This window comes from Paenibacillus polymyxa, from assembly GCF_018614975.1.
GTDB lineage: Bacteria > Bacillota > Bacilli > Paenibacillales > Paenibacillaceae > Paenibacillus > Paenibacillus polymyxa_E.
The window spans coordinates 69,550-90,128 of record NZ_JAGGNR010000014.1 but is presented as its reverse complement, the minus strand read 5'-3'; the positions used below and the strand labels follow the sequence as shown (position 1 = coordinate 90,128).

The following is a 20,579-nucleotide window of genomic DNA, read 5'->3' as shown; positions in this document are numbered from 1 at the left end:
CGCTTCATATTTGTGTAGACAAGAGAACATACCAGATGGTATATTGTTTCTATAAGAAACAATATTATTTTTATTGAGAACTATACTATGCGTGTCCTTGTTAAGGGCGGAAGTAAATGATCTCCTCGGAGCCTAAGCTTGGACACCACCAAAAGGATGGGGAAAAGATGACTAAAATCGAGACAACAATTCAATCCTTTGACGGTACACAGCTTTATTTCAGCAAGGATACAGTTGAAAATGCAAAAGCCGCTGTCGTTATTGTACATGGACTAGCTGAGCATGCAGGGCGCTACGATTATGTAACAGAGAAGCTGAGCCAGCGCGGGGTTAACGTATATCGATTCGACCATCGCGGTCATGCTAGATCGGAAGGACAGCGTACGTTCTACAGTGATTTCAACCAGATCATAGAGGATGTCAACGTTGTGGTGGAGAACGCATTGCAAGAGAGCGGCGACCTCCCGCTGTTTGTTATCGGACATAGCATGGGTGGTTTTGCAACCTCATCCTTTGGAACGAAATATCCTGGCAAGGTCAAAGGCATCGTACTATCCGGAGCGCTCACTCGTTACAATACCAAAGTTGCCGGAGAACTGCCGATGGATCTTCCTACAGGCACGTATTTCCCGAATGAACTGGGCAGCGGTGTATGCAGTGATCCCGAAGTTGTATCCGCTTACGCGAATGACCCGCTGGTGGAAAAACAGATCTCTGTAGATTTGTTTAACAGTCTGGGAAATGGCATAACATGGCTCAAGGAGAACGCCAAACAGTTTACAGATCCCGTACTTGTTCTGCATGGAGCGAATGACGGATTAGTTAGCGAAAAGGATTCTCGTGACTTTTACGGCGATATCGCTTCAACAGATAAAACACTCAAGATATATGCTCATCTGATGCATGAGATATTTAATGAAACGACTCGTGATGATGTTATTGAAGAAGCGATTACATGGATTGAAAAACGGATCTGATTTCAGTAGAGTAAGAGAGAGAATCTGAATATGAAAGGGATTACTCATGAAATTAGATTGGATGGGCGACCATCGGGCACTGATTGAGAAAATTATCAAATACGGTAATGCGTACTCGAACACCTATAAGCTGCAGCGAAGTTATGGTACAGACATGATGTTCTCGGCTTCACAGATTCAGACGCTGGAATACATTCTGGAAGCCGAGGACAAGGAAGAGAAGATGTCGGAAATGGCCACACGCCTGGGCGTAAGCCGCAGTACATTTTCCAAAAACGTGAAGAATCTGACGGAAAAAGGTCTGCTCGAAAAATTTCATTTAAGCGGCAACCGCAAAGACATATACGTCAAACCTTCTGCAAAAGGGCGTGAGGTATATGTGAAGTACACCGAATTTGTAAGGGAGCTTTGTTTTGATGAGATTTTCAAGTATGCAGATCAGATTTCGGAAGCGGATAAGCAGAACTTTGTTCGCATCATGGATTTGTTTGCCGACGTGCTCGTCTGGTATGGGGAAAAAGAACAGGAAGCGCGCAAGTTAATCAGAATTGATTCCGACTTGAGCAGAGACTAGTTCAACAACATTAAAGGGATTTTCCTTAAGGCTATTTTATGGTCTGTGAGGGGAATTCCTTTTTGCTTGCTCTGAGACACGAACCTTTAAATTAGGGCACGAGCCCATTCCCTCCGCGAATGTCCGTCATACAGTATAAAGTGCTTGATGCAGCAGAGGCTGTAGGACAATTATTCAGCAGGGAGTGGGATGTGTGAAATCATCAACAAAGCTTACCGGACGGGTTATTTACAAAGGTGATCCAGGATATGAAGCGGCGCGTAAGAACTGGGACCCGCATACGGACAGATTTCCCAAAGTTTTTGTGTTTGCCCAACGGACGAAGGATGTATCCAATGCTATCCGATGGGCCCGTGAAAACAATGTACCGATCAGGCCGCGGAGTGGCAGACATGCACTTGAAGTGAACCTTTCACAGGTTAACGGCGGAATTGTAATTGATGTGAGTGATCTGAATTCCATCAAGCTTGATAAGAAAAATGGAACGGTTGTTGTTGGAACAGGAAACCGAGTGGGAAGAATTGCAAATACCCTTGCCAAGCAAGGATTCATCGCTCCTTTTGGTGACAGCCCTACTGTAGGGATCGGTGGGATTACATTAGGTGGGGGAATAGGGCCTCTCCAGCGTACCATTGGTCTCATCAGTGATAACCTGCTTGAGGTAGAGATGGTGGACGCCAAAGGAAAAGTGATTCGGGCTAATAAAAATCGTAATTCGGATCTCTTTTGGGCCTCACGGGGAGGAGGCGGTGGTAACTTCGGAGTATACACCCGCTACAAATTCAAAGTGCGCCGTGCTCCAGCGAAGGCGACTGTATTTAAAATCACCTGGCCATGGGCTCAATTCGAAAAGGTGCTCAAAGTATGGCAGAGGTGGGCTCCCTCTGTTGATACAAGACTGGGCAGCGAGTTGTCCATCGGACCGAAAAAGGGTGGCAATGTCGTCATGGAGGGGCTGTTCCTGGGGTCAAAAACAGAGGCTCTCCGTCTATTGCAGCCGATTACGAGTGTTGGCACACCGACAAGTTCCATTGTTCGTTTGTTACCTTACACGGAAGTTGTGAAGTTTTTATTGCTTCCTGATCCGATCGAAACTCAAAGGTACAGTAACCAGTTCTCGTCCGGTTTTGGACGAAAACCTTTCCCCGACAAAGCCATCAAATCGATGCGAACATTTTTGGAGAAATTGGAGGAGGGCCCGGGCGGATTCTATTTCCTCAACTGGGGCGGAGCGGTAAGTCGCAAATCGCCTAGATCAACCGCGTTCTTCTGGCGGAAAGAGAAGTTCTATGTGGAATGGACCAGTACGTGGATCAAACCATCCCATGCCGCTAAAAATATTGCACTCGCTCGTAATACTCGCAAGAAATTGCAACCATACATCGTGGGTTCCTATATTAACGTTCCAGACCAAGGAATCAAAAATTCCGGTCCAGTGTACTATGGAGCCAACTATGCGAGACTGCGGAGAGTCAAAGCCAAGTATGACCCGAAAAATGTGTTCAACAATCCGCAAAGTATCACGCCGGCTCGGATAGTGTAGTCCAACACTAAGTAATTAAGGATCTGAAGTGAACTTACAGTCAAAGCAAACTAAGAAACCGCCCTCGGTCATATGACCAAGAGCGGCTTCTTTACATGTCATTACTCATGCGAGTCATTGAGCTATTAAGCTTTAACTTGTTCTCCAGCAAATACTTCAACGTTCATTGGAGCGGCCATGAATGCTGCTGCTTGTTGAACAAAAGCTTGGAAATGCGCGCTTGTGTTGTGGGAAGCTGTAGCAGCTTCATCTTTCCACAGCTCGATCATCGTGTATTGTTGTTCGCGTTCTGTGCTTTTCGCCAGGTCATAGCTGATGTTGCCTTCTTCTTGACGTGTAGCAGCAATCAGTTCTTTCGCAGCTGCGAGGAATGTTTGCTCTTGGTCCGGTTTAACTTGCAGATGAGCGTGAATGATAATCATAATGTATAACCTCCATATTGTGTTTGTTTGGAATGTGTTAAAAATGTATGCTTACTGATTAGTATAATCGTGACTGACAGGGAAACCGTCCCTGATATTATGCCCAAGTTGTGATTGTTTCTACTGGCAGACGGTAGGAAGGATGACCTTCTTTGGCCGATTTACCGATCGAGATCAACATAACGGGTTGATAACGCTCTTTGTCCATGCCAAATGCTTCTGCAATTTGATCTTTCTCATAACCACCAATTGGGTTGGTATCATAACCATGAGCACGTGCAGCAAGCATCAATTGCATGGAAGCAAGGCCAGCATCGATCAGGTTAACGTCGCGAAGATCGGAAGTAGCCATCTTTTCGTAATAAGGCATTACGGTTTTGAGCTGCATATCCTTAATGTCTTGTGGCATGTAACCAAGTTCTACAGATTTACCAAAAATCTCATCCATGTATTCAACGTTGTTCATATCAATGAATACGCCAATAACAGCGGCAGAAGTCAACACTTGATTCTGATTAAATCTCGCAAGTGGAGCAAGTTTTTCTTTACCTTCAGCCGTATCTACAACCAGAAAACGCCAAGGCTGCAAATTGATCGAAGATGGTGCACGGGAAGCTTCTGACAGAATCTCAGTCATTTCTTCACGGCTGATTTTCACTTCAGGATCATATAGCTTAACCGAACGGCGGCCGTAGGTAATTTCGTTAAAATCATTGGTTTTTTGGAATTTGCTTTGAATTGTACTCATGAATGGATCTCTCCTCTATATTAGGGTTTAGAAATTGTTGTGCATACGTTCGAGGAAATCGGCGAGTGACTGAACTTCGTCTTCACTGAAATCCAATAAAATCTGGTTGATAAAATTGGTCTTCTCTGCTTTGTAGCCTTCAATCTGCTTCCGACCGTGGTCCGTCAAACGAACAAAAGTTACCCGATTATCATCGGGATTCTTACGTCTTGTAACCATCAGGTCCGCCTCAAGCTGTTTCAAGTGGCGTGTAATCGCAGCACTATCAATATTAATGATTTTCTGCAGCATGGATTGGTTAATCTCATCTACCTGATCCAGCTCATGCAGAATTTCAAAGCGAGAGGAACTGATACCTGTACAGCGTTCAAACTTGGGACTGATTTTGTTACCCAACACGTTCAACAGGTTGATGATTTGTTCTTCTTTGGAAACAATACGTGTCATGACTAGACCTCCCGGGTGAATCTGAATCATGAACAACGGCGTATGTTAACCAATGATTAAAGTTGCAGTATACAATGCCATTGCCTAATGATTATTTGGATGCTCTCGATCATTGATGTATCAATATTTGATGCGTCAATCATTGATGGCTCAATTAATATATCATGCCTTTTATGATTTTGCAACAGGTTAGAAAATGTTGCTGATTCTAGCGTTATATCCGCTATGTTACATTGCAGTCCGTATATGTTGTCCAAATGAATAAGTTAATATCGATTGTTTATGTTATTGAGAATTGTTATCAATATATCTATAATAAACTGAAAGGCAAATAATATGGTTTAATCAGACGATTACAGGGTTCGATCCAAACAGGGAGGTGACGTCATCATGGAGGAAAATGATTGGATCAGACGATTGGAGCAACTTTTTTTCTCTGCTGTCCATGTCTGCCATTACACCAGCAATCCGGGGGCTGTCCAGCGCAGGGTCTGGAAGAGGTTCGCGATTTGCAGGGTTATCTCTGGCAAGGGATCTTTGTCTATGGATAACGTTGTACATACGGTGTTTCAAGGCGAGTGGTTTTTGTTGAAGCCAGGAATGCATGTGGAGTTTCAGACGGATATGGAAGCACCTGTCCGATATCAGATCATTTTATTTTCCTGTGTGGCGCTTACCCGGAGTCGGAATGCTTGGCATACCGAGGCATTTGATCTCCCAGTGACCGGCAAACTTAATGTTCCTTCCAATACACATGATATTCAGGAGATGATGGATACCCTGGTGAGTGGAAAATACTCTTGCTCTAGTCTGGAAAAGACGCGCAGGAAACATCTTTTGCATCAGTTGTTGATTCAGTTAATGATGCACGTGAATGAAGCAACTCCACCTGAAGTAGGGATGGATCCTGCGCTTGAATATATGACACATCAGTATATGAAAGACATTCGAATTGATCAGATGGCACGTATGGCAGGGCTTAGTGTGAATCATTTTATAAGGACGTTCAAACGGCAATTCAATATGACTCCGATCGAATATATCCTGAAACAACGTATGGCGAAGGCCAAGCAGCTGTTATTTTCTTCAGACAAAATCAAGGATATTGCGGAGCAAGTGGGCTATAAAGACGAACACTATTTCAGCAGAGTCTTCAAGAAAAACGAAGGAATCGCACCAACGTTGTATATGAAAAATAAAGTGAATCGCATTGCCACCTTATATTACGGGTTGGACGATTATGTGATAACGCTCGGTTTGAGGCCAGTATCCGCTTTATCCTATGGTCAGAGGGTAGCTCGTCATGTTGCCATACCTGCGCTTCAAGCACACAGTCATCAGGGACTTATCCTGGATAGCTTCAATCAGAACTATGATGATTTGAGGCGAGTCCAACCGGACCTGATCATTACAAGTGATCGTTTGGAGCCAAATGACTCCCTGCATCGTATCGCGCCTACCACCATGCTGGAGCACACCAACCATTTTGGGGAGAGGCTTCTGTATATGGCGGACATTATGGGCCGCACCGAACAGGCTGTACAGTGGATTGAACAACATGCTGAACTGAGCCGGGTTCTTCGAGGGCGCATTCAATCGAGGTGGGGGAAGCAGAGTGCCATGTTCATCCGGGTGACTTCTCATTTCTACCGAATGTATGGATTGAACAACCAGACCGGAGCCCTATTGTATGATGATTTGGGTTTTCATTTGCCAAGTCATTTTCCGGAGCAACAGTGGGCTGTGGAGAGCAATGTTGGCGATTTGCAGTTATATGACGCGGATCATGTGTTTGTAATGGTCGATCCTACAGAAGAAGCAGGCGCTCAACTGAGGCAATTACAGCAATCCAGTGCATGGCTGGCATTAAAGGCTGTTCAAGAAGGCCATGTCTATAATGCAGGAGATATTTTCTTCAAAACGCTGGGTCCAACTGGACGCATGTGGGCTATGCGATATGTCGCGGAGCAACTTGGCGTTAACGAGCGGTGATATATTACAAGGTAAGAGAGTGGAATAATCCATGGCAAGCCTATTCGCTTTTTCCTACTATAATGATAATGATTATTATTATTAAATAGTAGAGGGGATTCACTACAAATGGTAAGACAGAGAGCAGTAAATATGATATTGTTGGCCCTGCTTGTGCTCGTACTGGCGGCATGTGGCAAGACATCGGAAGTAAATGAAGCAACGCCTGAGCAACAGGATACACCTGTGGAAGAGAGTGGTACACAAACGATAAATCATCTTAAAGGAACAGCGCTTATACCGCAAAAGATAGAGCGTATGGTTGTGTTGTCCGCCGCTTACATCGATCACATGTTAACGATTGGTGAGAAACCAGCAGGCGTTAATGTAGAAGTTCGTTACGGTGGAGATTATTTGCCTTACCTTGCAGATCAGCTTGCCGGCGTTCCAACGGTAGGGTCGGCAGATAGTCCTAACCTGGAGGCTATCCTTCAGATTGATCCGGATGTCATCGTTATTGAGAGTCGAACTGCTGAGAGTACATATGAGCAGTTGGAGAAAATCGCTCCGACGATTGTACTTGGTAACGAATGGCTGGATTATGAAGATGACACAACGTATTGGACACAGGATCTGTTGACCATTGCCGGGATGTACAACAAAGTGGATCTGGCAAAAGAAAAGATAGCCGAGGTAGAGCAGCAGGTGAAGCAACTAAAAGCGAAGATCGAACAACTGGATCAAAAAAAGCTGGCTTACCTGCGTGTAAGAGAGAAGACCTTGCAAATTTACGCGGCAAAAGGACATCCAACCAACACACTTTTGTATCATGATCTTGGATTTGTGCCCACTACTGTGACACCTGCCGCACAACGTGAGGACCTGTCCATGGAGAAAATTGCGGATATTGATGCCAATTTCGTAGTTCTTGAGGTTGATCCAAATGCCGATGAGTATTTAAACAACATCAATGCAAGCTCACTCTGGAAGGGAGTACCGGCTGTTGGTGCAGATCAGGTCTATACGACAGACTCGTTCTGGTTGTTTAAGGGCTGGGGAGCGATTGGGCGAAGCGAGATTATCAACGAAGTTGAAGACATGATTCAATAGATGAGACGTTATCCAAGACATGACTATTCAGAGATGTCGGAAGCGTTACAGCAATTTTTTGTGACGACGATCCAAGCGACTTGTGATGATTCCAAGTATCCTTTCCGTGTAAAGGATTTGCTAAATGAAGAGAAACGAGACTTGATATTGCGTGAACAGGCTATGCAGCAAGGGCTTCAATTGGGGGGCAGAGGAAGTGCTGCCGTCGGTACACTTTTTGCCAAACGTTACTCCGTATTTGTTATGTCCGTAATCTCAGCATTCAGTCTATACGATACGATACTTAGCGTTGCAGACGATGATGTGCGGTTTGAATTGAATGGAGCAGGTGGCATGCGGTATGAGACTCTGCTGGAGAGAAGCTCTCTGGAGGGTGAAGATCCTGTTCAGCGCAGGTCAGAGAGCGGCTTGCTCAAGAAGAGAATGCTGTTACATCTGGAACCTGTCCTGCGAGCGGTAGCCGTCGCTACAGGAGCGAGCGATAAAGTCATGTGGTCTCTGGTTGCGCATAATGTGCATCAATTGTATGCACGTATGATCAATGATCAGAGAATATGGAAGACGGATCAACGGCTTAAACAGATCAAGGAAGATCAGAGCATATGGCTTGACGAACAAACTGAAAGTGCATTTACATTTGCCTTAGAGCTGCATCACTTTGATCACCCCAAGTGGCACGGACCGCCGCTCTTGATACGCCGGTATTGTTGTTTGGCTTATCAGGTTGGAGACGGAGGTCATACACATGGGTATTGTAACAGTTGTCCGAAGTTGGATTCGGAATCCAGATTGCGAAAACTTCTCCAGCAGTGAACTGACACTCTTGTACCGCATGGTACGAATCTGTTTCAGACAATCCATGTTCTCTTCGGTTTCCAGTGGATAGAATCTATGATTGACAAGCTACACAACCTGCAGCGGCTTGAGCCAGCGTCTGCGGGTTTGTTGGCTTTGTACAAGTTCACGATACCTTTGCATTGAGGGATAGTATTCGTTATACTTCAAGCTATTGATCAATTAATCACTAACTATTGGAGGGCGGATTATCATGGCAAAGGATACAGCAGCGTCAGTTAACCGGCGAAATGATATTATCTCTGCAGCAATTGACGTCTTCGCGGAAATTGGCTATTATCGTGCGACTACAGCCCAGGTGGCTGAACGGGCACAGATCTCACAGCCGTATATATTTCGTTTTTTCAAAACAAAAGAAGCTTTATTATTAACAGCAATTGAGGTCTCATGGACACGGGTGATTGATTCGTTTCGAATTGTGGTGGAGACGGCGACACCAGATCAGTTAGAGAATGATCTAATTGAAGCCTATGATAAGATTCTGGAATCTCACAAGAGCGAAATCTTGCTTCAGATGCAGGCGCAAACGATCCGTGAGGAAGTCATTCGTCAGGCTATGCAAAAAGGCATTAGTGATGTACGAAGCATGGTACTGGAAGCTTTCACCGTTGCAGGAATTGCTGAACCGCTAAAAAGAACCATGATTTTTCTGGCAATCGGGATGTTGTGTAATGTATCTAATGCACTGGATATGCCAGAGCTGAAGGAACGATAGAAAGGGAGGTAAAGTCCCTTTTTATATTTTAGTTATTGATCAATCACTAATTGTGGTTTATATTGTTTTTAGGTAAGTAATTGATCAATAACTAAATGGATGAAAGAGGTCGATCTACGATGAAAAGAGCTATTGTGATTGGAGCCACAGGTGGAACAGGTGCAGCAATTACGGAAGAATTGATTAAACGAGGCATTTCTACGATTGCATTTGGGCGCTCCCGTCAAAAACTGGAGCAACTTGCGGTAAAGTTGGGATCTCCAGATCACCTGCAAATCGCAGTGGGAGATGCATTTCGGTCGGACGATATTATCGTTGCTTCCCAGGAAGCGGATGTCATGTTTCATTGTGCGAACGTCCCGTATAACGAGATGGAGAGTAGGCTTATTCCGCTTGGCGAATCCGTGATGGTGGCGGCAGAACACTTGAGTCTGAACGTGGTTGTAATAGATGGAATCTACCCCTATGGCAGAAGACAAATGAACGAGGTAACGGAAGAACATCCGAAACAGCCACATACCCGCAAAGGCAAGACACGACTTGCCTATGAACAGATGTTATTCAGCACAAGATGGAGTAGAGCTCAGGTGATGATCGTTCGTTTGCCAGATTATTATGGCCCATCGGCTAATCAAGCTTCCTATCTGGGTTCAACCCTTGAAGCGATAGCAAAAGGTAAGATGGCTTTTTTTATCGGAAATATGAAGGTGCCGAGAGAGTACATTTATTTACCGGATGCTGCGGTCATGGTGGTGGAGCTGGCAAGCAGAGAGATGACGTATGGACAGAATTGGAACATTCCTGGATCGGGGATCATCTCGGGTCATGACATCGTGCGATTGGCACAGAAGGCTGCGGGAAGAAGCAAACCTGTGATGGCGTTAGGAAAAGTAGGATTGTCGGTGATTGGACTAGGTGTACCCGTTATGAAAGAAATTGTAGAAATGTTATATCTGACCGAGGAACCCCTGATCTTGAGTAGACAGAAGTATGAGGAACGGATTGGCCCGATTGTGGCAACATCTTTTGAGGAAGGAATTAAGTTGACGATTAAGGAGTTGCAGGGGGAGTAGTGGGGAATATATTTTTTGGAGAAAAGTAATTGATTGATCACTAACTTCGAAGGTTTCATAGGTATATTGAATAGGGAGCGCACAAAGCTAGTCCCGGGCAGAGAGTGTACTATTGTAAAATGCGGAGAATTGACGTGGTGCACGAGGAGGGGGATTTTCTTGTGAGCGCTATATCCAAAAGGAAACGCAAAATTTCCTCAAGTAGTACAGGCAAACGGAAAAGTCGAAAACAACGCAGCAGCGTCGGTTTGACAAAAGCAGAAAAAAGCGAGCAGCACGAGCTTAGAAAACAATATTTGCAGGCTATTCGAGGTCAGGTACTGACAACTATGCTGGCAGTATACGTAGTGGATCCACTGGGTCATGATGTGACCCCTGAGAAATTAACCAATGAAAAATTGCAGCGCCGTGAACAAGCCGGTCAATAGCATTCCTTTAAAAAGACAGACCAAGGTTACATCTTGGTCTGTCTTTTTTTCTGCAAATCATCCGTTCAGCAGGAACTGCATTAATAATCCAGTTAGGATTTCGTGCGAATTAACAAGCATGTTAGATATTTTTAGTATTGATGACAATAAAGCTGCCGCAAACTTCAAAACATCCCCGATAACTCATATAATAACGCTAATATATTACAGAAACACAAAGGAAGATTACATTTCTCTCAATATAACTAACAATAAACTTACATTGTATAATCAAAGGAAGACTAGTTCATATATGTATCTCGAAAGGGTTGATGAATCATGAGCCTGGAAGCTTTGAATGAACGTGTGAAGAATGATCTAGCTTATTTGTCATATGGTGGCGCGAACTGGGTACGTCCAAGAGAACATGCGGATGGTCATGTCTATGATGTCGTCATTGTGGGTGGAGGCCAGAGTGGATTAGGGGCGGCATTTGGACTTCTTCGTGAACGGATCTCCAATATTGTTGTCATTGATGAGAATGCATCAGGGTTTGAAGGACCTTGGGAGACTTATGCACGCATGGTTACTTTGCGTACACCCAAGCATCTGACTTCCATCGATCTGGGGATCCCCTCGTTAACCTTTCGCTCATGGTGGGAAGCACAGGCTGGGCCCGAAGGTTGGGAAGAGGTAGACAAAATCCCGCGTGGAGATTGGATGAATTATTTGCGCTGGTATCGGAAAGTACTGAATCTGCCTGTGCGTAATGAGGTGAAATTGACGCTGGTTGAGCCAATAGAGAACGGAATACATCGACTTCATGTGAACAAGGCAGGAACTCAGATGGATGTCATACTTGCTCGCAAAGTAGTGTTTGCTACTGGGATACAAGGTGGTGGAGAGTGGCATGTGCCATCCATGATTGCAGATAGATTACCTCGGGATCGATATGCCCATACGTCGGAAGCAATTGATTTTGATCAATTAAAAGGTAAAAGGGTGGCTGTGCTTGGCGGCGGTGCTTCTGCATTCGATAATGCGAGTTATGCCCTTGCCACGGGTGTGGCGGAAGCTCATGTATTTGTACGGCGGGAACAACTGCCAAGTGTTAATCCCATTCGTCAGATGGAACAATCCGGTATGATTGAGCGATACCACGCTCTTCCGGTTGCTGATAAATATGAAGTGATCTCTCATTTCTTCAAATTCAATCAACCACCAACCAACGATACGTTTAATCGTGCGGCAGCCTGGCCTGGATTCGAACTGCATTTGAATTCACCTTGGCTGAGTGTAGAAGCGACGGACCAAGGTGCGATTGTGCACACGGCAAAGGGAACATTTACGTTTGATTTTCTCATTATTAGCACAGGTCTGCTTAGTGATCCGGCACTCCGTCCTGAACTGAGGCTTGTGGAGCCATACATCGCGCGTTGGGAGGACTGTTACCAGGCTCCGCCAGAGCATCGCAATGCATTGCTGGACGCACATCCATACCTGAGTTCCGGGTTTGCAATGACAAGCAGGAGTGAACAGGGTGAGAAACCGTTGCACGGACTGTTTGTATTCAACTACTCTGCACTTGCCAGCTGTGGTCTGTCGGCATCGGCCATATCGGGGACCAAGAGTGCGGTGCCCAAACTGGTCACTGCCATAGCAGATCAGCTGTTCCTTGATGATTGTGAGGTTATTTTGCAACAATTTTATGCGTATGAAGAACAGGAATTTACCGCTACGTGGGTGAAAAGTGGTGCCCTGGCTGAGTAATCGCACTCCATAATATTGTGAACGTGTGGCATCTAATGCTGCACGTTTTTTCAATTTTCACAGGATGGAGGTTACACTTGTCTTTAATTTGTTGTAAAATGTCGGTTGGACCATGTTAAAGGCAGGGATAATAGATGAATGAAATGAACTATGAACAATTTAGAGCCCATGTGAAGAAAGCGTCACGTAAACGAAAGGTACCTTTGATTAAAATCGTTGCATTTCAAGAGAAATACATGAAGATTGAAGAAGTTCAATTTTACGATGTGGAACAAAATCATATGAGTGTTCAGGCCTGCAATACGTTGTGGATGCATCTGGAGAATAAATCTTTCCGTAATATGGTGTCCCAACATTTGCAGTTTTATAGAGACATGGAGAATCTGGGTCGGCATTCCTTTGAGAATCTGATCAAAGAACTATATGATACGTCTGTTCCTGTGCTGCTCGATTACAATCCAGCTCATTATTACACCTCGGGGCAATTGGCTGAGATTCTGGTCATGGACGAGGAGAGGCTGATTGAACAATTGGAGATGGGCCGTTTCAAGGGGGCTTTTATTAATGAGGATGGCAAATGGCTTAAACCCAAACCGGATGCATCGAACAGAAAATAAGTCGAAAGATGCGGGTTTTTGAATGTTTTTAAATTATTTTGAATGAAAGTGGTTGTTTTTTGAGTGGATTATGGTACTATAGAAGCAGTTGGAGGAATGAAGATGCTGACTGAAGAACGATATGCTGCAATTATAGAGCGCTTACATTTACAGGGAATTGTGAAATTGCAAGAGCTTGTTGATGTGTTGGGTGCTTCTGAATCTACGATTAGACGTGACTTGATCGATCTGGAGAGTCGTCACATGCTCAAACGCATCCACGGTGGTGCCTCACTGGTGAATGAAAAAACGATGGAACCGGGCATGGAAGAAAAAACGTTCAAAAACATTCAACAAAAAACGACGATTGCCCGTTTGGCTGCTCAAGAGATCGAAAATGGCGAATGCATTTATCTGGATGCAGGGACGACAACGTTAGCCATGATTCCTTTTATTGAAGCTAAAGACGTAACGGTTGTTACCAACGGACTTTCACATGTTGAGGCTTTGGTAAGCAAGCGTATTCGCAGTTATTTGCTCGGAGGTATGATGAAAATTCATACGAAAGCAGTTATTGGCAGTATCGCATTACAGAACATGGATAATTTCCGTTTTGATAAATGTTTTCTTGGAAGCAACGGAGTTGATCCCGAAATGGGGTATACAACACCGGATCCGGAGGAAGCCTTGATTAAAAGGCGTGCACATCAATTGTCGGGAAAATCTTATGTGCTGGCTGATTCCAGCAAAATAGGGGAAATTACTTTTGCCAAATTGTTTGATTTGGAGGAGGCCGATTTGATTACCGAGCAGATGCCAGAACACTGGCGGCCTGGAATCGCACAGAAAACTAAAATAATTGAGGGATAAAGATGATATATACGATAACACTTAACCCGTCCATTGATTACATCGTGGAAGTTGATGAACTGAAGCTTGGCGGATTGAATCGAATGAATCGGGACTTGAAGCTCCCTGGCGGCAAAGGCATTAATGTCTCTCGCATACTGAATCAACTTGGAGCAGATAACACGGCCATTGGTTTTCTTGGTGGATTCACAGGCCGATTCATTAATGACAAGTTGCAAGAAGATAACATCCGGACAGACTTTGTCACAATTGCAGACGATACTCGCATTAACATCAAGCTGAAGCATGGAGAAGAGACAGAGATTAATGGTCTTGGACCTGCAATAAGTGCAGAAGAGGCAGCGCAGTTGCTTCACAAATTGTCGTCATTGCAAAAAGGAGATATTGTCATTCTCTCCGGAAGCGTACCACCTTCACTTGGAACGGATTTTTATGATCGTCTCATTAAAGTCTGCAAGCAGACGGGTGCCGAATTTGTAATTGACACAACTGGCCCTGCGTTAATGGAATCTCTTGAACATGCACCATTGCTTGTGAAGCCAAATCATCATGAGCTGGCTGAAGTGTTCGGTGTAACGATTGAGACACGTGAGGAACTGGTGTTATACGGGCGTAAGTTGCTTGAAGCTGGTGCTAAACATGTGTTGATCTCCATGGCAGGCGAAGGTGCACTGTTCATTACGAAAGAGGAAGTTCATCACGCGACTGTTCCGAAAGGTATTGTTAAGAACTCTGTTGGTGCGGGAGACTCCATGGTTGGCGGATTTGTAGGTACCTATGTACTTAACGGAGATCTGCTCGAAGCTTTCCGCACAGGGGTTGCATCTGGAAGCGCGACTGCTTTCTCGGATGATTTGGCAACACGTGAATTGATTGATGAATTGCGCAAGCAAGTAACCATTACGACGATCTAGTCTAACGGCCACATAAAAGGTATTCAATGTAATTGTAATGTAGTGAGGCCTGCCTAGGCAGGCCGAATGAACTTAAGGGAGTGTACCAAGATGAGAATAACAGACTTGATGATCCAGGAAACGATGATCATGGACCTGCAAGCCACAACCAAAGATGAGGCTATTGATGAACTAATTGCAAGCCTGAACCGAAGCGGACGAATTAATGATCCGGTCCTGTTCAAGGAAATGATCTATAAAAGAGAAGCTGAGTCCAGCACGGGTATCGGTGGCGGAATTGCGATGCCACATGCCAAGACAACAGCAGTGAACGAACCAACGGTTGTATTTGCCAAGAGTAGAAAAGGGCTTGATTTTGAAGCGTTGGATGATCAGCCAGCTCATGTGTTCTTCATGATTGCGGCCCCAGAAGGCGCAGGTAATACCCATCTGCGTACGCTTGCAGCTCTTTCCAGGTTGTTGATTGATAGCGATTTCATCTCACAATTGATGAGTACAGATACACCTGCGGAAGTTAGTGCATTGTTTGATGCCAAACAGGCAGAAGCAGCAGAGAAGGAAGCAGCCAAAGAAAAAGCAAAAGCTGAAAAAGCAGCAAATACCGCATCCGCTTCTACTACTAGTCAGCAACAGAATACTTCTGGTGTGATTGTAGGTAATGCCAATTCGGAAGATTTTGTTGTTGCGGTTACGGCCTGTCCAACCGGTATAGCTCATACATTTATGGCTGAAGATGCACTTAAAAAGAAAGCTCAGGAAATGGGCATCAATATTCGAGTAGAGACGAATGGCTCTGAAGGAGCGCAAAATGTTCTCACTGCTGATGAGATCGCTCGTGCTAAAGGGGTTATTGTTGCCGCAGATAAAAATGTGGAGATGGCACGTTTCGATGGCAAACCGGTATTGCAAAGACCGGTGAGTGATGGAATCCGTAAATCCGAAGAGCTGATTCGCAAGGCTGTTAACGGCGATGCACCGATCTATCACAGCCAAGGCGGAAATGCCAAGGAAGAGGGCGCAAGCGCGGGCAAGATCAGCGTAGGTAGCAAAATCTATAAAGACCTGATGAATGGTATCTCGCATATGCTGCCGTTTGTTGTAGGTGGTGGTATCCTGCTTGCGATCTCCTTCTTGTTCGAACAGATTGCTAGTCCTGAAAATCCGATTGTGCAACTGCTTCAAACGATTGGTGGCGGAACAGGTGCGTTCCACTTCCTGATTCCGGTACTTGCCGGATTTATCGCGATGAGTATTGGTGATCGTCCGGCCCTGATGCCTGGTATGGTCGGCGGATTGATGGCGGTTAACTCAAACGCCGGTTTCCTTGGTGGTCTGGCTGCCGGTTTCCTGGCGGGTTATGTCGTTATTGGTCTTCGTAAGTTGTTCAAAGGATTGCCAAAAGCGATTGATGGCTTGAAACCAATCTTGCTGTATCCGGTATTTGGTTTGCTGATCGTGGGTGCCATCAGTTTCTACGTCTTTGATCCAATCTTTGGTTCCCTGAACACCTGGCTTGTAGATGCACTTGGTAACTTGGGTACAGGTAATGCGGTGTTGCTGGGCTTGCTGCTTGGTGGTATGATGTCCATCGATATGGGTGGACCTTTCAACAAAGCGGCTTACACATTCGCTATTGGGGTATTCACATCCAGTGGTAACACAGACGGTGCATGGATGGCAGCGGTAATGGCAGGCGGTATGGTACCTCCTCTGGCGATTGCACTTGCAACAACGTTCTTCAAATCCAAATTTACAGAGCAGGAACGCAAATCAGGCCTGACTAACTATGTACTTGGATTCTCTTTCATTACAGAAGGTGCAATTCCATTTGCTGCGGCTGATCCGTTACGTGTATTGACTTCTTGTATTCTGGGTTCCGCTGTTGCTGGCGGATTGACACAATTGTGGAGCATTAATGTACCAGCTCCGCACGGCGGGATCTTTGTTGCAGCACTGGCGAACCACGCATTATTGTTCCTGCTCGCTGTTGCGATTGGTTCTGTGATCTCCGGTCTGATTCTGGGACTGTGGAAGAAGTCACCAACGCTCGTGAAGTAATAAATATAAGAAACATCTCCTGGGTGAAATCACTTGGGGGATGTTTTTTATTTCAGCTTTTTTGTTAGGTAGTGGAAAGTTGCCTCCGGATTTGTGTAAAATGCTTATTTAGCTTTTACATTCATCTATGGTAAAATAAATATAATTATATTTTGAAACTATGTTTCGTCTAATGAAACTTATGCAGGAGGAATTGGAATGTCTGATGTAATTAAAAGTCAGGTGCAGAAGCAGTTTGCGAAAAATGCAGGTAAATACGTGACGAGTTCGGGGCATGCCAAAGGTGAGGATCTCGCGTTGCTCGTGGCTTCATCTCAAGCCACTCCGGATATGAACGTGCTGGATATCGCCACTGGAGGAGGGCATGTCGCTAATGCATTGGCTCCATTTGTTCAGCGGGTGACAGCCCTTGATCTAACGGAAGAAATGCTTCAGGTGGCTGAACAATTTATTAAGGGGAATGGAAACCATAATGTAGATTTTGTAGCCGGGGATGCAGAGAAGCTGCCATTTGATGATGATATCTATGACCTTGTGACCTGCCGAATTGCTGCTCACCATTTTCCGGACGTTTCTTCGTTTGTTCATGAGGCATTACGCGTCATGAAGCCTGGTGGAAGGTTTTTATTCATTGACAACGTGGCACCTGAACGTGATGAGAATGACCAGTTTTACAATGAAGTGGAGAAGTGCCGGGATGCAAGTCATGTTCGAGCATGGCGCAAGACGGAATGGATTCATATGCTGGAGTATGCCGGTTTTCGAATGGAAACGATGGTTTCCTTCCAGAAACGCTTTAAGTTTGAAGAGTGGTGTAACCGTGCAGCACTGCCGGAACGGGAGAGAGGGGAACTTGAAGCAAGCATGTTGAGTGCACCGTCCATCATCAGAAAATTTTTCAATTTTGAAGTGACAACGAACGGGAAGCTCGACAGCTTCCAGGGAGAAAGTGTGTATATCCAAGCGATTAAACCGACTCATGTCTGATTAGGTAAGAGACCATTTAGCTGAGCAGTTTATGTAACGGTACCCGAATGAATGTCGATAAAATAAAACAAGCAGAGTACCTTGGACAGGTAGTTCTGCTTGTTTTATTCTGCATATTTATAGTCAAAGCGACGGTTCAGGGTTTTAGTATAACTTTGGTACATTCGTCTTCATGATCGTTGAAAATGCGATACGCATCGCTTGCATTCTCCAGTGAAATCCGATGGGAGATGATCTCCGTTGGATCGAATTCACCAGCAGTGATTTTGCGGAACAATTCAGGCATGTAATGTATAACAGGAGCTTGTCCCATTTTGAGGTTGATATTGCGTTCAAACAGATTGCCTAACGGAAACATGTTGTAGGAAGAGCCATATACACCCGTAAGTTGGAGTGTACCGAATTTGCGAATGGCCTTCATGCCGATTTCGATCGCACTCAGTGAACCGCCATGAAGTTTCAGCTTCTGTCCGATTTCTTCCAGCATGTTCTTTTTACCATCCATACCTACACAGTCGATAACAACGTCGGTCCCGCCTTGTGTAATCTCACGAATGTGCTCACCCATATCATCGTAATCTTCGAAATTAAAGATCTCTGCATCGTTCAAACGTTTGGCTTTCTCCAGTCGATAGGGCAGGCGATCCACAGCAATAACGCGTTTGGCACCTTTCATCCAGGCGAATTTCTGCGTCATCAGCCCAATGGGTCCACTACCGAGTACAGTGACCGTATCTCCCGGTTTAACTCCGGCATTCTCCACGCTCCAATATGCGGTTGGAAGAACATCAGACAGGAACAATAATGCTTCATCTTCAAGTTCACAGGACTCCGGAATCACAAACGGAGTGAAGTTCCCGTAAGGAACACGCAATAATTCTGCCTGACCTCCGGGGTGATTTCCGTAGCGTTCGGTGAACCCAAAATAACCACCTGTATGAATATCCGGATTGCCATTGGAATTATCGCACTGGCTCTCCATGTCATGATTGCAATAGAAGCATTCACCACAAGCGATGTTAAAAGGCAGGACCACGCGGTCCCCCTTCTTCACACGTGTCACTTCCGGACCTACTTCTTCTACAATGCCCATCGGTTCATGACCGATAACATAATCTTTGGCAGCAGGCAAGGCTCCCTGATAAATATGCAGATCCGATCCGCATATAGCTGTGGAAGTAATACGAACGATAATGTCATCCTTTTGTTGCAGTTTGGGATCTTCAACCTCCTTGACTTGAACGTCCTTGATTCCCTGAAACGTAACGGCTCTCATCTTTCATATTCCTCCTTATATAGTGGGATTATTTGTAAATTATCCCATTTCAGCTTAAATGATAGATATACATACTGATTTAAACGACAGGCCATTTTACTTTACGCAAGGCATTGAGCAACTCAGGCGGCGCATTCAGATTGTCGCGGACCAGATCCCGCGGGGTTAACGCCATCCACTGATTCAGCGATACATCCTCGAATCGATCACTTCGGAATATCTCCAAAAACCATAAAGTGTCTGTACCAGTATTCTGTATATAGTGTCCCATTGCGACAGGAACATATCCGACATCCCCAGCCCGATAGTCAAATGTGCGAGCAATGCCATTGCCTCCAAATACAGTCATTCTCCCTTGTCCTGTCAGATAGTATTGCCATTCATCTGCATTGGGATGCCAGTGCAGTTCACGCATGGCGCCAGATCGGATCTCAACGAGTGCGGCTGCAACGGTAGTTGAGATGGGGAAGTTGGTGGAGTCGACAATCCGGACGCTTCCGCCGGGGGTAATGAGTGGTTCCTGGGCCAGCAATCTGTGTTTGAATGTGAGAGGAACGGTACCATATGGCGACTGAACTTCCTGGCTCTCGATGGAACCCGGGACGGTATCTTGGAAAATGTAGACCTGTTTCTTCGGCATTGACTGAAAAGCGGATTCGGGCACCCCGAAATTGACAGACAATACCTCTGGTGGGGTATGGGCAAACCAATCCGATATGGATAACGTATTCAGATCGGAGAAGGACCCGTCATCAAACACAAGCAGAAATTCACAACCATCCTCCAGTCCCTGAATGGAATGGGGTAGACCTTTTGGGAAAAACCAGAGATCGCCAGGTCCGACATCCGCAATAAAATTACGTCCGTTCTGATCTACCGAAGTGATTCTTGCCGTTCCCCAGATCATATAGGCCCACTCAGATTGTTGATGCCAGTGCAATTCTCGTACACCTCCCGGTGTCAGGCTCATGTTCACACCTGCCAGTGTAGTGGCAATAGGGAGATCCCGTACGGTGATTTCACGTGACCAACCCCCATGGTTCAATTGCATATGTGTATCGGAAAAAGACATTCTCAGATTGGGCAATAACCCGTTATCCGTAGCTGGAGGTACCAGCATATCAGGGTTTTGTATATCTCTCATGACGTCTCTGGGTCCCAGATCAGGTCCTCCAGCGCCATCACTGCGAATGGGTTGTGGGATGATGAATGGTTTTTCGTTTGCTTGCTGTCCTTTGGTCATTGAATGATCCCTCCAGATTCAAT

The 20,579-nt window shown here is 45.2% G+C and carries 20 protein-coding genes; 15 read left to right on the top strand and 5 right to left on the bottom strand.

Features of this window, described 5'->3' with window-relative positions:
• Nucleotides 1–167: 167 nt before the first annotated feature.
• From J7E78_RS13625 to J7E78_RS13615, 3 genes are all read left to right on the top strand, one after another.
• On the top strand, nucleotides 168–977 hold the full coding sequence (locus J7E78_RS13625) for an alpha/beta hydrolase (RefSeq protein ID WP_215076724.1): 810 nt from the start codon (nucleotides 168–170) through the stop codon (nucleotides 975–977).
• A gap of 46 nt (nucleotides 978–1,023) precedes the next feature.
• Nucleotides 1,024–1,551, top strand: a complete 528-nt coding sequence (locus tag J7E78_RS13620; RefSeq protein ID WP_215076722.1) for a MarR family winged helix-turn-helix transcriptional regulator — start codon at nucleotides 1,024–1,026, stop codon at nucleotides 1,549–1,551.
• A gap of 193 nt (nucleotides 1,552–1,744) precedes the next feature.
• On the top strand, nucleotides 1,745–3,094 hold the full coding sequence (locus tag J7E78_RS13615) for an FAD-binding oxidoreductase (RefSeq protein WP_215076720.1): 1,350 nt from the start codon (nucleotides 1,745–1,747) through the stop codon (nucleotides 3,092–3,094).
• A 125-nt stretch (nucleotides 3,095–3,219) separates the two neighbouring features.
• Here J7E78_RS13615 and J7E78_RS13610 read toward each other — a convergent pair whose 3' ends face one another.
• The 3 genes from J7E78_RS13610 to J7E78_RS13600 all read right to left on the bottom strand — a co-directional run bounded on the left by J7E78_RS13610 (nucleotide 3,220) and on the right by J7E78_RS13600 (nucleotide 4,711).
• Nucleotides 3,220–3,516: a putative quinol monooxygenase gene (locus J7E78_RS13610; protein ID WP_074094400.1), complete on the bottom strand. Its 297-nt coding sequence runs from the start codon at nucleotides 3,514–3,516 to the stop codon at nucleotides 3,220–3,222.
• Nucleotides 3,517–3,613: 97 nt separating this feature from the next.
• Nucleotides 3,614–4,264: a nitroreductase family protein gene (locus J7E78_RS13605; RefSeq protein ID WP_215076718.1), complete on the bottom strand. Its 651-nt coding sequence runs from the start codon at nucleotides 4,262–4,264 to the stop codon at nucleotides 3,614–3,616.
• 27 nt (nucleotides 4,265–4,291) lie between these two features.
• Nucleotides 4,292–4,711, bottom strand: coding sequence for a MarR family winged helix-turn-helix transcriptional regulator (locus J7E78_RS13600; protein ID WP_215076715.1), 420 nt, complete (start codon nucleotides 4,709–4,711; stop codon nucleotides 4,292–4,294).
• A 390-nt stretch (nucleotides 4,712–5,101) separates the two neighbouring features.
• Here J7E78_RS13600 and J7E78_RS13595 point away from each other — a divergent pair, with 390 nt between their 5' ends.
• The 12 genes from J7E78_RS13595 (at nucleotide 5,102) to J7E78_RS13540 (ending at nucleotide 18,037) form a co-directional block, all read left to right on the top strand.
• Nucleotides 5,102–6,703 (top strand): AraC family transcriptional regulator, encoded by a 1,602-nt coding sequence (locus J7E78_RS13595; protein WP_215076713.1) that lies wholly within the window; start codon nucleotides 5,102–5,104, stop codon nucleotides 6,701–6,703.
• A gap of 108 nt (nucleotides 6,704–6,811) precedes the next feature.
• On the top strand, nucleotides 6,812–7,792 hold the full coding sequence (locus J7E78_RS13590) for an ABC transporter substrate-binding protein (protein ID WP_215076711.1): 981 nt from the start codon (nucleotides 6,812–6,814) through the stop codon (nucleotides 7,790–7,792).
• Complete coding sequence (locus tag J7E78_RS13585) at nucleotides 7,793–8,605, top strand: hypothetical protein (protein WP_215076709.1); 813 nt, start codon at nucleotides 7,793–7,795, stop codon at nucleotides 8,603–8,605.
• A gap of 235 nt (nucleotides 8,606–8,840) precedes the next feature.
• On the top strand, nucleotides 8,841–9,362 hold the full coding sequence (locus J7E78_RS13580; protein ID WP_076318384.1) for a TetR/AcrR family transcriptional regulator: 522 nt from the start codon (nucleotides 8,841–8,843) through the stop codon (nucleotides 9,360–9,362).
• Between the two features lie 119 nt (nucleotides 9,363–9,481).
• Nucleotides 9,482–10,435 (top strand): SDR family NAD(P)-dependent oxidoreductase, encoded by a 954-nt coding sequence (locus J7E78_RS13575; RefSeq protein ID WP_215076707.1) that lies wholly within the window; start codon nucleotides 9,482–9,484, stop codon nucleotides 10,433–10,435.
• 161 nt (nucleotides 10,436–10,596) lie between these two features.
• Entirely contained in the window at nucleotides 10,597–10,863 is a 267-nt protein-coding gene (locus tag J7E78_RS13570) for a DUF896 domain-containing protein (RefSeq protein ID WP_397330568.1), read from the top strand.
• 318 nt (nucleotides 10,864–11,181) lie between these two features.
• Nucleotides 11,182–12,612 (top strand): NAD(P)-binding domain-containing protein, encoded by a 1,431-nt coding sequence (locus J7E78_RS13565; protein WP_215076705.1) that lies wholly within the window; start codon nucleotides 11,182–11,184, stop codon nucleotides 12,610–12,612.
• A 134-nt stretch (nucleotides 12,613–12,746) separates the two neighbouring features.
• On the top strand, nucleotides 12,747–13,229 hold the full coding sequence (locus tag J7E78_RS13560) for a hypothetical protein (protein WP_215076704.1): 483 nt from the start codon (nucleotides 12,747–12,749) through the stop codon (nucleotides 13,227–13,229).
• 102 nt (nucleotides 13,230–13,331) lie between these two features.
• Nucleotides 13,332–14,078 carry a DeoR/GlpR family DNA-binding transcription regulator gene (locus tag J7E78_RS13555; RefSeq protein WP_215076702.1) on the top strand — a complete coding sequence of 249 codons (747 nt, stop codon included), beginning with the start codon at nucleotides 13,332–13,334 and terminating at the stop codon, nucleotides 14,076–14,078.
• Between the two features lie 2 nt (nucleotides 14,079–14,080).
• Nucleotides 14,081–14,992 carry a 1-phosphofructokinase gene (pfkB, locus tag J7E78_RS13550; RefSeq protein ID WP_215076701.1) on the top strand — a complete coding sequence of 304 codons (912 nt, stop codon included), beginning with the start codon at nucleotides 14,081–14,083 and terminating at the stop codon, nucleotides 14,990–14,992.
• 90 nt (nucleotides 14,993–15,082) lie between these two features.
• Nucleotides 15,083–17,050, top strand: a complete 1,968-nt coding sequence (locus J7E78_RS13545) for a PTS fructose transporter subunit IIABC (protein WP_215076699.1) — start codon at nucleotides 15,083–15,085, stop codon at nucleotides 17,048–17,050.
• Between the two features lie 198 nt (nucleotides 17,051–17,248).
• Complete coding sequence (locus J7E78_RS13540; RefSeq protein ID WP_215076698.1) at nucleotides 17,249–18,037, top strand: class I SAM-dependent methyltransferase; 789 nt, start codon at nucleotides 17,249–17,251, stop codon at nucleotides 18,035–18,037.
• 136 nt (nucleotides 18,038–18,173) lie between these two features.
• On the opposite strand, the gene J7E78_RS13535 is transcribed toward J7E78_RS13540, so the two are convergent.
• Together J7E78_RS13535 and J7E78_RS13530 are read right to left on the bottom strand one after the other, a co-directional pair.
• Nucleotides 18,174–19,313, bottom strand: coding sequence for a zinc-dependent alcohol dehydrogenase (locus tag J7E78_RS13535; protein WP_215076696.1), 1,140 nt, complete (start codon nucleotides 19,311–19,313; stop codon nucleotides 18,174–18,176).
• Between the two features lie 79 nt (nucleotides 19,314–19,392).
• A complete protein-coding gene (locus tag J7E78_RS13530; protein ID WP_215076695.1) occupies nucleotides 19,393–20,556 on the bottom strand; it encodes an oxalate decarboxylase family bicupin in 1,164 nt (387 codons plus the stop codon).
• Between the last annotated feature and the right edge of the window lie 23 nt (nucleotides 20,557–20,579).

Coding starts and splice junctions, on each gene's coding strand:
- J7E78_RS13575 (WP_215076707.1), top strand. CDS start 9,482: ATGAAAAGAGCTATTGTGATTGGAGCCACAGGTGGAACAGGTGCAGCA.
- J7E78_RS13580 (WP_076318384.1), top strand. CDS start 8,841: ATGGCAAAGGATACAGCAGCGTCAGTTAACCGGCGAAATGATATTATC.
- J7E78_RS13535 (WP_215076696.1), bottom strand. CDS start 19,313: ATGAGAGCCGTTACGTTTCAGGGAATCAAGGACGTTCAAGTCAAGGAG.
- J7E78_RS13545 (WP_215076699.1), top strand. CDS start 15,083: ATGAGAATAACAGACTTGATGATCCAGGAAACGATGATCATGGACCTG.
- J7E78_RS13595 (WP_215076713.1), top strand. CDS start 5,102: ATGGAGGAAAATGATTGGATCAGACGATTGGAGCAACTTTTTTTCTCT.
- J7E78_RS13610 (WP_074094400.1), bottom strand. CDS start 3,516: ATGATTATCATTCACGCTCATCTGCAAGTTAAACCGGACCAAGAGCAA.
- J7E78_RS13540 (WP_215076698.1), top strand. CDS start 17,249: ATGTCTGATGTAATTAAAAGTCAGGTGCAGAAGCAGTTTGCGAAAAAT.
- J7E78_RS13585 (WP_215076709.1), top strand. CDS start 7,793: ATGAGACGTTATCCAAGACATGACTATTCAGAGATGTCGGAAGCGTTA.
- J7E78_RS13605 (WP_215076718.1), bottom strand. CDS start 4,264: ATGAGTACAATTCAAAGCAAATTCCAAAAAACCAATGATTTTAACGAA.
- pfkB (WP_215076701.1), top strand. CDS start 14,081: ATGATATATACGATAACACTTAACCCGTCCATTGATTACATCGTGGAA.
- J7E78_RS13600 (WP_215076715.1), bottom strand. CDS start 4,711: ATGACACGTATTGTTTCCAAAGAAGAACAAATCATCAACCTGTTGAAC.
- J7E78_RS13530 (WP_215076695.1), bottom strand. CDS start 20,556: ATGACCAAAGGACAGCAAGCAAACGAAAAACCATTCATCATCCCACAA.
- J7E78_RS13590 (WP_215076711.1), top strand. CDS start 6,812: ATGGTAAGACAGAGAGCAGTAAATATGATATTGTTGGCCCTGCTTGTG.
- J7E78_RS13625 (WP_215076724.1), top strand. CDS start 168: ATGACTAAAATCGAGACAACAATTCAATCCTTTGACGGTACACAGCTT.
- J7E78_RS13560 (WP_215076704.1), top strand. CDS start 12,747: ATGAATGAAATGAACTATGAACAATTTAGAGCCCATGTGAAGAAAGCG.
- J7E78_RS13555 (WP_215076702.1), top strand. CDS start 13,332: ATGCTGACTGAAGAACGATATGCTGCAATTATAGAGCGCTTACATTTA.
- J7E78_RS13565 (WP_215076705.1), top strand. CDS start 11,182: ATGAGCCTGGAAGCTTTGAATGAACGTGTGAAGAATGATCTAGCTTAT.
- J7E78_RS13620 (WP_215076722.1), top strand. CDS start 1,024: ATGAAATTAGATTGGATGGGCGACCATCGGGCACTGATTGAGAAAATT.